Consider the following 12,932-nt stretch of genomic DNA (forward strand, 5'->3'; position numbering starts at 1 on the left):
ACACGCCATTCACAATGCCGTGCCGCCGTTGTCTATCGGGCGACCGCGCGTTCGGTGTTACCGACGATGGCGTCGACTATCCGCGGCCAGGCGGCCCGCGGCAGGTCGTGGCCCATTCCCGGTATGACGAGCAGCTCGGCGCCCGGCACGGCCTGCGCCGTCGCCCGGCCGCCGCTGACCGCGATGAGCGGGTCGTCCTCGCCGTGGATGACGACGGTCGGCGCGGTGACGCCGCGCAGGGCCGCCGTGCGGTCGGGCGAGGCGAGCGCCGCGGCGTACTGGCGGATGGTGCCGAGCGGGTTGTAGGCGCGGTCGTACTTCGCGGTCGCGCGCAGCAGCAGCTCCTCCTCGGTGGCCGGGAAGCCGGGCGAGCCGATGACGCGCGACGAGGCGATCGAGTTCGCGATGGCCGCCTCCCGGCTCGGCGCCGGCGGCATGCCCAGCAGGGCCGCGGCCTCCGGCGTCGGGCGGCCGACCGAGTGGTCGCCGGTCGTCGACATGATCGAGCAGAGGCTGGCCACCCGGTCCGGGTGGTCGATGGTGAGCTGCTGGGCGATCATGCCGCCCAGCGACAGGCCGGTCACGTGCGCCCGCTCGACGCCGAGGGCGTCCAGCAGGCCCGCGGCGTCGGCGGCGAGGTCGGCGAGCAGGTACGGCACCGTCGTGCGGTCACCGCCGAGGATCCCCCGCACGTCGGGCACGCCCAGCTGCGGCAGGGCGCTCGACAGGCCCGCGTCGCGGTTGTCGAAGCGGATCACCCGCAGGCCGCGCGCCGCGAGCAGCTCGCAGAAGTCCTGCGGCCAGTCGATCAGCTGGGCGCCCAGGCCCATGATCAGCAGCAACGCGGGCGCGTCGTGCTCGCCGAGCGTCTCGTAGCGCAGCTGGATGCCGTTTGACCGCACGTCGGGCACGGGAGGGTCCTCTCATCGCCGGCTGCCGGGCGGGTGTCCCGGACGTCCGATGATGACCCGGAGCGGGCCGTCCCGGCCAGACCTAGACGGCGACGGTGGTCGGGCTGGCGAGGAAGTCCGGCTCGGCCACCGGCCTGCCGAAGTGGTAGCCCTGCGCGAGCCGGTAACCGAGGCGGTGCAGCTCGGTGGCCTGCTCGGCGGTCTCCACGCCCTCGGCGACCGCCGTGAGGCCCAGGCCGTGCGAGACCTGGATCAGCGCGGTGGCGATGACCGCCTCCCGGCCGGCCAGGGTGATGTCGTCCACGAAGGACTTGTCGACCTTGAGCACGTCGACGGGCACCGTCTGCAGCAGGCCCAGCGAGGAGTGCCCGGTGCCGAAGTCGTCGAGGGCGATCCGGACGCCGAGCTCCCGCAGGTCCTTGACCGCCTGCACGGCCCGGCCGCCGCCGAAGACGGCGGTCTCGGTGATCTCCAGGGTCAGGCGCTGCGGCTCCAGCCCGGTCCGGGCCAGCACTGCGGCGACGAGCTCGGGAAAGCCCGGCTCGGCGAGCTGGCGGGCGGAGACGTTCACGCCCATCCGCTCGGGCGCGCGGTCGCCGAGGGTGGCGCGCCAGACGACGGCCTGCGCGCACGCGGTCCGCAGCACCCAGGCGCCCAGCTCGACGATGAGCCCGTTCTGCTCCGCGACCGGGATGAAGTCGGCGGGGCTGACGAAGCCGCGCTCCGGGTGCTCCCAGCGGATCAGCGCCTCGACCGAGACCCGGCGGCCGTCAGGCAGCGAGACGATCGGCTGGTAGACGAGCCGGAACTGGCCGGTGTCCAGAGCGATCCGCATGGCGGCGCCGAGCCGGGCCGCCTCGCCCGCCTCGTCGTCGAGCTCCGGTGCGTAGCGGCGCCGGCTGTCGCCGCCGGCCTTGGCCGCGTACATCGCGACGTCCGCGCGGCGCAGCAGTTCGACCGCGTCGCGCGTACCGTCGGCGCCCGCGACGCCGACGCTCGCGCCGACCAGCAGCTCGTGGCCGCCGGCCTGGAACGGCACGCCCAGCGCGGCGCAGATCCGGGCGACCATCGCGTCGCCCTCGGCCTGCGTCGCGTCGGGTACCAGGATCGCGAACTCGTCGCCGCCCATCCGGGCGGCCAGGTCGCCCTGCCGCAGGCCGGCCGAGAGGCGCGCGGCGACGGCGGACAGCAGCCGGTCCCCGACCGTGTGGCCGTACCGGTCGTTGACCGCCTTGAACCCGGTCAGGTCGAGCATCGCCACCTGCGGTGAGCCGGTTTCGAGGGCCTCGCGGACCCGCTGCTCGAACCGGCGGCGGTTGGCCAGCCCGGTGAGCTCGTCGTGCATCGCCAGGATCTCGAGCCGGCCGGCCTGCGCCTGCACCTGCGAGACGAAGCCGTCCATCCGCACGAGCACGAGCACGAAGAGCACGACCGCGCCGATACCGATCGCCAGCCAGCTCACCGGCCGGCCCGGCCGGGTGCCTTGCAGGAAGAGCATCGCCGGTACGACGAGCGTCGAGCAGGTCAGCACGGCCAGCCGCACCCTGCCGAACCGTTCCGTTCCCGGCTCGCGGCGCTCCACCCGCACCGAGGGGTGCAGGGCCGCGCCGGCCCAGAAGACGTAGGCGAACAGGAAGCCGGTGTACACGTAGTCGCCGGCGACGACCCGGACGTCGGGCAGCAGCGTGTTGATGACGTTGGCGGCCAGCGTCAGGACGCTGCCGGCGATCAGCAGCCAGTCGCTGGGCGTAGGCCGGCCGGACCGGGTCACCAGGCGGGCCACCACCGCGATCAGCAGCACGCTGGCGGTCGGGTAGCCGACCGTGGCCAGCCGGGTGAGCAGCGGCGTCGCCGGGTCGCCGAGGATCGGGCCGATGACGAAGATCCAGTAGACCAGCCCGAGCCCGGCCGCGATGATCGCCGTGTCCACCAGCCCGGACAGCTCCCGCCGGCGCCGGCCCCGGGCCAGGGCGTACAGGGCGGCGATCAGGAACGGGAAGCCGGCCAGGTAGAAGGCGTCCGACCAGGCCGGGAACGGGTGTTCGCCGAGGATCCGGCCCTGGATCACGTAGGTGACGTCGCCCAGCACGGTGAGGACCTGGCTCGCGACGAAGACGTACCAGGGCCGGGGGTCGGCAAGCCGGTTGCGGCGCACCCCCACGACCATGACCAGCACCGATGCCAGGCCGATCAGGCAGGAGAGGACCGCCTTGGCGCCGGCCGAGGCCAGCAAGGGGTAGCCGAGGCACGCCAGCGTGCCCAGCCCCATCCAGATCGACCACGCACGGCCGACACGCACCTGCTGCACGTTCCCGCCTATCGGCCCGGCCGGGCCGGACCTGAGATTCGCCGCGGTGCGGCGGCCTCAGCGCAGCGGGGCCGTGGATTCGCGGGTGACCAGGCGGCCCGGCACGGTCTCGACGCCGGAGCCGGGGTTGCCCTCCATCGCCGCGGACAGCCGCTGCGCGGCGATCCGGCCGAGCTGCTCCAGGTTCAGATCGATGGTGGTCAGCGGCGGCCGGGCGTTGGCGGCGAGGACCTTCCAGTTGTCGAAGCCGATCACCGCGACCCGCGACGGGACGTCGATGCGCTCCTCGTGCAGCACGTCAAGGACGCCGCGGGCGATCTCGTCGGAGCCGGCGAAGATCGCGTCGACGTCGGTGCAGCGCTCCAGCAGCATGCGGGTGGCGCCGCGGCCCCACGCCTCGGACCACATGCCGAACCAGACCTCGCCGCCGGCCGGCTCGAGGCCCTCCTCGGCGAGCCGCTCCAGCGCGCCGCGCGCGCGGTCCTGCGCGGCGCCGTAGTCCGGGTCGCCGGTGATGTGCGCGATCCGGCGGCGGCCGCACCGCAGCAGATGATCCACCGCCATCCGGCCGCCACCGACGTTGTCGGTGACCAGCGACAGGTCCCTCGGGTCGTCCGAGGGCGCGTACGCGTAGACGACCGGAACCGGCAGTTCCCGCCCCAGTGACGTCCGGGTGTCGGGCCGGGCGCCGACGACGATGAGCCCGTCGACGCGGCGGCTCAGCAGCGCGCGCAGATGGTGCTTCTCGCGAATCGCGTCGTCGCGGGCGTCGCAGAGGAAGACCGAGGTCTGGTCCGAGCCGAACGCGTCCTCGGCGCCCATCAGGATCGGGATGGAGAAGCGGCCCTCAAGGTCGGAGGTGAGCAGGCCGACCGTTCCGGTGCGCTGCGTGATCAGGCTCTGCGCGATGGTGTTCGGCGAGAAGGACAGCTGCTCGGCCGCCTGGATGACGCGCGCCCTGGTCTCGGCGCGCACCTGCGGCTGGCCGTTGAGCGCCTTGGACGCGGTGGCGACCGAGACGCCGGCGAAGCGCGCGACGTCACGCAGGGTGACATTGCGGTTGGCGGGCGCCGGCTCACCGGCTGTCGAACCTCTTGACAAGAAAATCTCCACAGCATTACGTTTCTGAAAACGTTTTCGGTGCTTCGCGCCGAACCCCTCACCTACTCATCCGGCCGTCTTCACATGCTCATCGCGGGGGCTCGGCGGATATCAGCCTAACCCACGCGGCGGCCACTCCCGAAACCTACGTCCGAAACAACACATACCGTCCGGGCACGCTCGTTTCCGTCCGTACCCCCGCGGTTCGAGGAGGAGCACAGTGAGAACACGGATATCCCGGGGCGCCCGCAGAGCGGTCGCCGCGATCGCGGCACTGGGGCTCGTGGCCGCGATGGCGGCGTGCGGGTCCGACGACGAGACGCCGTCCGGGTCGGGCGCCGTCACCGCCGAGGGCGTCGACGACGGCGCCGAGCTGGCCCTGTGGACCCGGGCGCCGCTGGAGTTGCAGGCCAAGGCGCTCGTCGACGCGTACAACAAGTCGCACAAGAACCAGGTGAAACTGACGATCGTCCCCAACGACGACTACGTCGCGAAGGTCGGCGCGGCGGCCGGCAGCGGCGACCTGCCCGACCTGTTCGCCGCGGACATCGTCTACGTGCCCAACTGGACCAAGGCCGGGCTGTTCAGCGACATCACCGAGCACATCGGCAAGCTGCCGTACGCCGACAAGCTCAACCAGGGGCACATCTCGGCGGGCACCCGCGACGGCGCCAAGTACGTGCTGCCGTTCGTCCTCGACCTCTCGGTGATCTTCTACAACAAGGACCTCTACCGCGAGGCCGGCCTCGACCCGGAGAAGGGCCCGACCACGCTCGAGGAGTTCAAGCAGCAGGCGCTCGCCGTGCAGAAGCTGAACAAGCCCGGCACCTACGGCACCTACTTCGGCGGCAACTGCGGCGGCTGCAACGTCTTCACCTGGTTCCCGATGGTCTGGGCCAGCGGCGAGGAGGTCATGAACCCCGAGGGCACCAAGTCCCTGCTCGACGGCCCCGCCGCGCAGAAGGTGTACGCCACCTGGCGTGAGCTGAACGCCGCCGGCGCCATCGCGCCCGGCGCCAAGGACGAGACCGGCGCCACCTGGGTCGCCGCGTTCCAGGAGGGCAAGGTCGGCGTGATGCCGTACCCGGCGACGCTGCTGGCCACCGCCGCCAAGACGGTGGACGTGGGCCTCGTGCCCATCCCCGGCGTCAGCGGGGGCGCCTCGACCTTCGTCGGCGGCGACGGCATCGGCATCTCCAAGGACTCCAAGAAGAACGCGCAGGCGTGGAACTTCCTCTCCTGGCTCACCTCCGAGGCGGCGCAGGTCGACGTGCTCGCGGCGGGCAACAGCACGGTGTCGCGTACCGATCTGGCCGACAACAAGTACTCGGCGAAGGACCCGCGAGTGGCCACGGTCAACAAGGTCGCGGCGTCGCCGCAGAGCAAGACGCCCGTGGCGCTCAACTTCCAGCAGGCGTTCAACGCACCCACCAGCCCCTGGGTCTCGCTGCTGCGCAACCAGGTGTACGGCGATCAGCAGAAGCTCGCCGACGACAACGCCGCCGTCACCGGCGTGCTCGGCCAGTAGCGGCGCGACGCGGCGCCGGGGCCCGACCGGTCCCGGCGCCGCGAGCCGGCCGCCACCCGCGTACTGGAGGAGCACCGCGACCATGTCACCCACACCGACCCTCGCCGCGCCGCCGGGCGATGTCGCCCGCGAGGGCGGGCGGCGGCCCCGCCGGCCGCTGAGGCGCTCGCCCGCGCTGACCGGCTGGGCGTACGCCGCGCCGACGGCGATCTTCGTCCTGATCTTCTTCGTGGTGCCGTTCCTGCTGGTCGGCCGGATGTCGGTCTCCGACTGGGGGCTGTTCGCCGGTAACCGGGGCTGGAACGCCCCGGAGAACTTCACCTCGGCCATGGACGACCGGATGTTCTGGCCCGCGGTGTGGTTCACGCTCAAGTACACCGTGGTCACCACCGTCATCCTGCTCGGGCTCTCGCTCGGGCTCGCCCTGATCGTCCAGGAGTCGACCCGCTGGAACGGCCTGCTGCGCACCGCCTTCCTGGTGCCCGGCGCGCTGGGGCTGGCCTCGGCCTCGCTGCTGTTCTACGCGCTGTACTCGCCGCAGGCGAGCCCGCTCGGCTTCCTCGGGATCGACTCGTTCCTCGGCACGCCCTCGGCCGCGCTCTGGTCGACGGTCGCGCTGATCGTGTGGCGATTCGCCGGGTTCTACATGCTGCTGGTCCTCGTCGGGCTCCAGGGCATCTCCGGCGACGTGTACGAGGCGGCCCGGCTCGACGGCGCCGGCCGGTGGCAGGTCTTCCGGTACGTCACCCTGCCGCTGCTGCGCCCGTCGCTCGCGCTGTGCACCATCCTCTGCGTCACCGGATCGATGCTCGCCTTCGACCAGTTCTACATCCTGACCAAGGGCGGCCCCGACAACAGCACCGTCACCATCGTGCAGCTGGTCTACAACATGGCCTTCGGCGGCCAGAACGACCTCGGGCGCGCCGCCGCGCTGTCCATCCTGGTGCTCGTCGCGCTGCTTGTCGTCAACGCCCTCCAGTTCCGCAACCTGCGCGGCCGGGAGGGCTGAGGAGTGTCCCGCAACCTGCTGCTGCGTACACCGCAACACGTGCTCACCGGCGCGCTGGCCATCGTCTTCCTCTTCCCGCTCGCGTGGGCGTCTGTGGCCTCGGTCAGCCCGCAGGCCGGCACCGCGCAGACCGACGGGTGGGGCCTTGGCAACTACCAGACCCTCGCCGACTACCAGGCCGGCATCGGCCAGTACCTGTTCAACTCCACGCTCGTGTCGACGCTGACCGTGCTGTTCACCCTCACGGTGTCGGTGCTCGGCGGGTACGCGTTCGCGATGTTCAGGTTCCCCGGCCGCAACGTCCTGTTCCTGCTGACCCTCGCCATCCTGATGGTCCCCTACGCCACCCTGCTCATCCCGCTCTACGTGCTGCTCAACGAGCTCGGGCTGCAGAACTCGCTGATCGGGCTGGCGCTCGTGCTAGCCATGTTCCAGCTGCCGTTCGGGACCCTGATGATGCGCGTCTCCTTCGAGGCGGTACCCACCGAGCTGCGCGAGGCCGCGCTCATCGACGGCTGCGGCTCGGTACGGGCGCTGCGGCTCGTCCTGCTCCCGGCCGTCAAGCCCGGGCTGATCACGGTGGGCCTGTTCGCGTTCCTCGCCGCCTGGAACGACTTCATCACCCCGCTGGTGCTGATCAGCGACTCCGACAAGGTTCCGCTTCCGCTCGCCGTCGCCAACCTGCGCGGGCAGGTCATGGGCATCGTCGACTACGGCGCGACGGAGGCCGGCGTGGTCGTGCTGGCGCTGCCCTGCGTGCTGCTCTTCCTCGCCCTCCAGCGGCACTACGTCCGCGGGTTCATGTCCGGCGCTCTCAAAGGGTGATCCACAAGTGACGATCGACGAAATTCAGCCCATCGCCACCGGCGGCTGGACTCAGCGTGGTGGCACACCCACCGCGCCGAGCCGTGGCCTGCTGCGCCCGCTCGGCCTGCGGGAGGTCACCCTGCGCACCGGCTTCTGGCAGCGCCGGCAGGACGTCAACCGCTCCGCCTCGCTGGCGCACATCGAGCACTGGCTGGAACGCGCCGGCTGGCTCGGCAACTTCGACGCCGCCGGCGACGGCCGCCTGCCCGGCGCCCGGCGCGGCCGCGAGTTCGCCGACACCGAGGTCTACAAGCTGCTGGAGGCGATGGCCTGGGAGCTCGGCCGCGCCGGCGACCTCGAGCTCGACGCCCGCTACCGGGCGATCGTGCGCCGGGTCGCCGCCGCGCAGGAGCCCGACGGCTACCTGAACACCAACTTCGGCCGGCCCGGCCAGCGGCCCCGCTACAGCGACCTGGAGTGGGGCCACGAGCTCTACTCCTTCGGCCACCTCATCCAGGCGGGCGTGGCCCGGGCCCGGACGTTCGGCGCCGACGAGCTCGTCGACGTGGCGGTGCGCGCCGCCGACCACGTCTGCGACGTCTTCGGCCCGGACGGCATCGCGAGCGTCTGCGGGCACCCGGAGATCGAGCCGGCCCTGGTGGAGCTCTACCGGGTGACGGGCGAGCGCCGCTACCTGGAGCAGGCCGAGCTCTTCATCGACCGGCGCGGCCGCCGGGTCCTCGCCGACATAGAGTTCGGCCGCTCCTACTTCCAGGACGACGTGCCCGTACGCGCGGCGGAGGTGCTACGGGGGCACGCGGTCCGGGCCACCTACCTGGCGGCGGGAGCGGTCGACGTCGCCGTGGAGACCGGCGACACGGAGCTGCTGGACGCCGTCGCCCGGCAGTGGCGGGCCACGGTGGCGCGCCGCACCTACATCACCGGCGGGATCGGGTCCCGGCACCAGGACGAGGCGTTCGGCGACGACTTCGTGCTGCCGCCCGATCGCGCGTACTCCGAGACCTGCGCGAGCGTCGGCTCGGTGATGCTGTCCTGGCGGCTGCTGCTGGCGCAGGGCGACGCACGCTACGCCGACCTCATCGAACGCATCCTGTTCAACGTCGTCGCCACCTCGCCGTCGGACGACGGCACCCGGTTCTTCTACACCAACACCCTGCACCAGCGCGTGCTTGGCACCGAGCCGGCCGCCGACACCCTGGTACCCCGGGCGTCCTCGACGATGCGCGCGCCCTGGTTCGAGGTGTCCTGCTGCCCCACCAACCTGGCCCGGACCTTCGCCGGCCTCGCCGCCTACGTCGCCACCAGCGACGACGACGGCGTGCAGCTGCACCAGTACGCGGCGGCCCGGGTGCGCACTGCGCTGCCCGACGGCCGGGAGATCGGGTGTGAGATCGAGACCGCGTACCCCGCCGACGGCCGGATCACCGTCCGGATCACCGAGGCGCCGGACACCCCGTGGACGCTCACCCTGCGCGTGCCGCACTGGGCCACCGGCGCGACCCTCGACGGCGCCGCCGTACCCACCGGCCAGGTGCGGGTCCGGCGCCGCTTCTCCCCCGGCGACACCGTCGTGCTCGACCTGCCGGTCCGGCCGCGGTTCACCGCGCCGGACCCCCGCATCGATTCGGTACGCGGATGCGTCGCCGTCGAGCGCGGCCCGGTCGTCCACTGCGTGGAGTCGGTCGACCTGCCGCCGCACGTCCCGCTCGAGGCCCTGCTGCTGGACCCGTCGATCGCACCCGAGGACCGCGACGGCGCGGTCGTCGTCGCGGGCCGGCTCGCGCCACTGCCCGACGGCGAATGGCCGTACGGCACGCCGGCGCCGGAGCCGGGCGCGGAACCGCTGGAGGTCACGCTCCGGCCCTACCACGACTGGGCGAGCCGCGGCCCGTCGACCATGCGCGTGTGGCTGCCCCTTATAAATGCAGGATGACCAGCCTTCCCCGGAGCACCCCCGCCGCGCAGGGCGTCGACGCGAACGGCATCGACGCGTTCGTCGCGGCGCTGGGGCGGGCGCCGAACATCGAACCGCACGGCCTCATGGTGCTGCGGCACGGTCACGTGGTCGCCGAGCGCTGGTGGCATCCGTACGGGCCCGGCACGCCGCACCTGCTCTACTCGCTGAGCAAGGCGTTCGCGTCGACCGCACTCGGCTTCGCGGTGGCCGAGGGCCTGGTCGACCTGGACGCCACCGTGCTGTCGTACCTCCCCGAGCACGACGCCCGGATCACCGATCCCCGCTCCCGGTCGATCCTGGTACGCCACGTCGCGTCGATGACCAGCGGCCACGCCGCCGAGACGATCGACGAGGCGTTCGGGGTGGGAGACGGCGACCTCACGCTCGGCCTGCTCCTGCTGCCGCCGGAGCGGGACCCGGGCACGTTCTTCGCCTACAACCAGCCGTGCACGAACGCCCTGTCGGCGATCATCGAGCGGGTGAGCGGCACGCCGCTGACCGAGTTCCTGCGGCCGAGGCTCTTCGAACCGCTGGGCATCGGACAGTTCGGCTGGTCGCTCGATCCGGTCGGCCGTGAACAGGGCTTCTCCGGGCTGCACCTGACGACCGAGTCCGTCGCCAAGGTCGGCCAGTTCTACCTGGACGGCGGCAGCTGGCAGGGCAAGCAGCTGCTGCCGGCCGAGTGGGTCGCCGAGGCCACCCGCGCGCACGTGGACGCCGACAAGGACGGCTCGGACTGGGGCCGGGGGTACGGCTTCCAGTTCTGGCGCAGCCGGCACGGCTACCGCGGCGACGGCGCGTACGGGCAGTTCATGCTGGTCCTGCCGGAGTCCGACGCGGTCGTGGCGATCACGTCGCAGAGCCCGGACATGGAGGGCCTGCTCGACCTGGCCTGGACCCACCTGCTGCCGGCCCTGACCGCCGGCTCCGGAGACTCCGCCGGCCCCGCCGGTCCGTGGCCGATCGAGCACCCGGAGCTGGCCCGCCCGGCCGGCGACGGCCGGCACATGGCACTCGCCGAGGCGACCTACCGTCCGGGCCCGGCCAACGAGATCGGCTCGCTGGAGTCCGTCCGGGTCCGGCCCGGCGAGCTCGTGCTCGACGAGGGCGGTGAGCTGACCGCCGCGCTCGGCGCGCCGGACCGCTGGACCGTCACCGGCCCGCTGGCCACCGCGTACGCCTGGTCCGGCGACCGCCTGCTGATCGACCTGATCTTCGTCGAGACCCCGCACCGGCTGCACCTGAGGTTGGACCCGGCGACCGGCACGTTCGCCGCGTCCTGGCGGACGGCACCCCTGGCCCCCGTCCCCCTCGTCGCACTCCGGATGCCGCACTGACGGCCGGGCGCAGTCGATCAAGCTGCGCCCGGCGCATCAGACACTGGTCAAGCCGGCAGAGGTTCGCTGTTCTCCGCTCGCCAGATCTCGTTGTAGGCCGTCAACGGCGCTGCCGGTGCGGGCAGCGGCACCGCCTCCGACATCCAGCGGCGTCGTCCACTCGAGTCCGGGCCCGAGCTCCCCTTCGGATTGCTGCGCAGGTGGAGAGGGAAGTCCCGGCGCTGGCCGATCTGCGGTACTTCGCCGGTGCCCTTTCCGGAATCGTTCCACCAGATCCAGCCCGCGAACGACCAGGGTTGGGTCCAGCCCGGCCCACCACGCCGCCACGACTTGACCTCGGCGTGCAATCCGCGGATCCAGTCGGCTCGCCACTTGCCGTCGACGTCGCCCGGCATGACGCAGTCACCTTCGATGTTGGACGACACGTACGAGTCCACGCCAAAGAAGTCACCGACAGTGGGACCGGGGTCAAACCTCTCATAGTCGCCACCATGACTGTCGGTCCATTGCTTGGTGAGGACGGGTCCGAACCTGACCCGCGCGCGTTTGTCGGCAGGAAGACCGCTGATCATTTGCCAGAGCTTGCGCTGATGGTCCTTGTAGTCGCCGACGTCGAACCGCGACCTGCCGGAGCTGTAGTCCTGCTCGGGCTCGTGCCAGTCATCCCGTCATGAATTGGCGCTTTGGTAAACCCTCGCGCCGGCTACCGGCCAGGCCCGGTGAACAGCCGGCGCAACAGCGCGCCGCGGTTGCCCGAGGTCTCCGCCTGCCGCGAGGCGTCGACCGCGGCGAAGCCGTAGTCGCGCATCCTCTCCTCGTAGCCGCCGATCGCCGCGACGAGGTCGGCGCCGCCGGTGAGCGCGGCGCACAGGTTCGCCGCGTCCATCAGCGCGGTGTTCGCGCCGGAACCGCGGGCCGGGCTCATCGCGTGTATCGCGTCGCCGAGGACGGTCACCCGGCTCGGCGCCCAGGCCGGCAGCCGGCGACTGGTGCGTACCCGGATGAGGAACGTCTCCTCGACCGACGCCATGGCGAGCAGGGCGCGCAGATCGGGATGCCACGACCGGATCGCCCGGCAGGCGGCGGCGTGCAGCGCCGCGGCCTGCTCCGGGTCGGGCACCGGTAGCCGGTCGTGCCGCGCGGAGACCGCCCACATCAGGTAGTCGGCGGCCGGGCTCAGCCGCACTTCCGGCGCGATGGCGGCGGCCGCGTCGGGCGGTGGCCGCCGGAACTCGACGAGCCCGGCCGCCAGGCCGACGTGGCCGCCGGTGATCGCGGTGAAGCCGTCGTGCATGGCCGGCGGGACGAGGCGCCGTGCCGCGTCGTCGAGCAGGGTCTTGCCGTAGATGACCCGCGCGCCGGTGTCGACGACCCGCGCGCCCGGCAGCAGGGTGCGCCGGACCGCCGAGTTCACGCCGTCCGCGCCGACGAGCACGCCGGCCCGCTCGGTGGAGCCGTCCGCGAAGCGCAGCGTCACGCCGTCCGCGTCCCGTTCGTGCCCGGCGAGCTCGTGGCCGTAGTGGATCAGGTCGTCGAGCCCCGCGGCGAGGATCTCGCGGAGCGTCCCGCGGTCGGCCGAGGTGGAGAGCGTGGCCGGGTCGTCCGGGTCGCGGTCCGGGCCGGCCGGCGTCTCGTGCAGGACGCGCAGCCGGGCGGAGAGGACCGTGACCCTGGTGCCCGGCCGGCCCGTCGTCGCGAGGAACAGCCGGAACAGCGGCGGCGGCAGGCACTTCTCGAGCGCCAGGCCGGCCCGGGCGTCGACGTGCAGCCGGTAGCCCTGCCGGCGGGCGCCGAGCGCGGCGTCCCGCTCGTAGACCTGGACGTCGACGCCGGCGCGGACCAGGCCCTGAGCGAGGCACAGCCCGCCCAGGCCGGCACCGGCGATCGCCACCCGCATGTCACCCAGTATGGCGCGGCGGCGCACCAACGTGTAAGTTTCGGCTTACACGTTTG

General features: G+C 72.4%; 10 protein-coding genes. 5 read left to right on the forward strand and 5 right to left on the reverse strand.

The window, feature by feature from the left end; genetic code table 11:
- Positions 1–32: 32 nt before the first annotated feature.
- The 3 genes from BJ971_RS20815 to BJ971_RS20825 all read right to left on the reverse strand — a co-directional run bounded on the left by BJ971_RS20815 (position 33) and on the right by BJ971_RS20825 (position 4,320).
- Positions 33–911 (reverse strand): alpha/beta fold hydrolase, encoded by an 879-nt coding sequence (locus BJ971_RS20815; RefSeq protein ID WP_184994917.1) that lies wholly within the window; start codon positions 909–911, stop codon positions 33–35.
- Positions 912–993: 82 nt separating this feature from the next.
- Entirely contained in the window at positions 994–3,219 is a 2,226-nt protein-coding gene (locus tag BJ971_RS20820; RefSeq protein ID WP_307837371.1) for a putative bifunctional diguanylate cyclase/phosphodiesterase, read from the reverse strand.
- A 57-nt stretch (positions 3,220–3,276) separates the two neighbouring features.
- Positions 3,277–4,320 carry a LacI family DNA-binding transcriptional regulator gene (locus tag BJ971_RS20825; RefSeq protein ID WP_239087360.1) on the reverse strand — a complete coding sequence of 348 codons (1,044 nt, stop codon included), beginning with the start codon at positions 4,318–4,320 and terminating at the stop codon, positions 3,277–3,279.
- 220 nt (positions 4,321–4,540) lie between these two features.
- Here BJ971_RS20825 and BJ971_RS20830 point away from each other — a divergent pair, with 220 nt between their 5' ends.
- From BJ971_RS20830 to BJ971_RS20850, 5 genes are all read left to right on the forward strand, one after another.
- Positions 4,541–5,848, forward strand: a complete 1,308-nt coding sequence (locus BJ971_RS20830) for an ABC transporter substrate-binding protein (protein ID WP_239087359.1) — start codon at positions 4,541–4,543, stop codon at positions 5,846–5,848.
- Positions 5,849–5,930: 82 nt separating this feature from the next.
- Positions 5,931–6,857, forward strand: a complete 927-nt coding sequence (locus BJ971_RS20835; protein ID WP_184994918.1) for a carbohydrate ABC transporter permease — start codon at positions 5,931–5,933, stop codon at positions 6,855–6,857.
- Positions 6,858–6,860: 3 nt separating this feature from the next.
- A complete protein-coding gene (locus BJ971_RS20840; RefSeq protein ID WP_184994919.1) occupies positions 6,861–7,682 on the forward strand; it encodes a carbohydrate ABC transporter permease in 822 nt (273 codons plus the stop codon).
- Positions 7,683–7,689: 7 nt separating this feature from the next.
- Positions 7,690–9,618, forward strand: a complete 1,929-nt coding sequence (locus BJ971_RS20845) for a glycoside hydrolase family 127 protein (RefSeq protein WP_239087358.1) — start codon at positions 7,690–7,692, stop codon at positions 9,616–9,618.
- Positions 9,615–10,979 carry a serine hydrolase domain-containing protein gene (locus tag BJ971_RS20850; protein ID WP_184994920.1) on the forward strand — a complete coding sequence of 455 codons (1,365 nt, stop codon included), beginning with the start codon at positions 9,615–9,617 and terminating at the stop codon, positions 10,977–10,979. Before BJ971_RS20845 ends, BJ971_RS20850 begins: the two co-directional genes overlap by 4 nt.
- Before the next feature lie 47 nt (positions 10,980–11,026).
- Here the strand turns inward: BJ971_RS20850 and BJ971_RS20855 are convergent, their stop codons facing one another.
- Complete coding sequence (locus tag BJ971_RS20855) at positions 11,027–11,551, reverse strand: hypothetical protein (protein WP_184994921.1); 525 nt, start codon at positions 11,549–11,551, stop codon at positions 11,027–11,029.
- Positions 11,552–11,682: 131 nt separating this feature from the next.
- Positions 11,683–12,876, reverse strand: a complete 1,194-nt coding sequence (locus BJ971_RS20860) for an FAD-dependent oxidoreductase (RefSeq protein WP_184994922.1) — start codon at positions 12,874–12,876, stop codon at positions 11,683–11,685.
- Positions 12,877–12,932: the final 56 nt, after the last annotated feature.

This window comes from Amorphoplanes digitatis, assembly GCF_014205335.1.
Lineage (GTDB): Bacteria > Actinomycetota > Actinomycetes > Mycobacteriales > Micromonosporaceae > Actinoplanes > Actinoplanes digitatus.

Bases quoted from the DNA above. Each gene is read 5' to 3' on its own strand.
- BJ971_RS20835 (WP_184994918.1), top strand. From the start codon at position 5,931: ATGTCACCCACACCGACCCTCGCCGCGCCGCCGGGCGATGTCGCCCGC.
- BJ971_RS20850 (WP_184994920.1), top strand. From the start codon at position 9,615: ATGACCAGCCTTCCCCGGAGCACCCCCGCCGCGCAGGGCGTCGACGCG.
- BJ971_RS20855 (WP_184994921.1), bottom strand. From the start codon at position 11,551: ATGATCAGCGGTCTTCCTGCCGACAAACGCGCGCGGGTCAGGTTCGGA.
- BJ971_RS20860 (WP_184994922.1), bottom strand. From the start codon at position 12,876: ATGCGGGTGGCGATCGCCGGTGCCGGCCTGGGCGGGCTGTGCCTCGCT.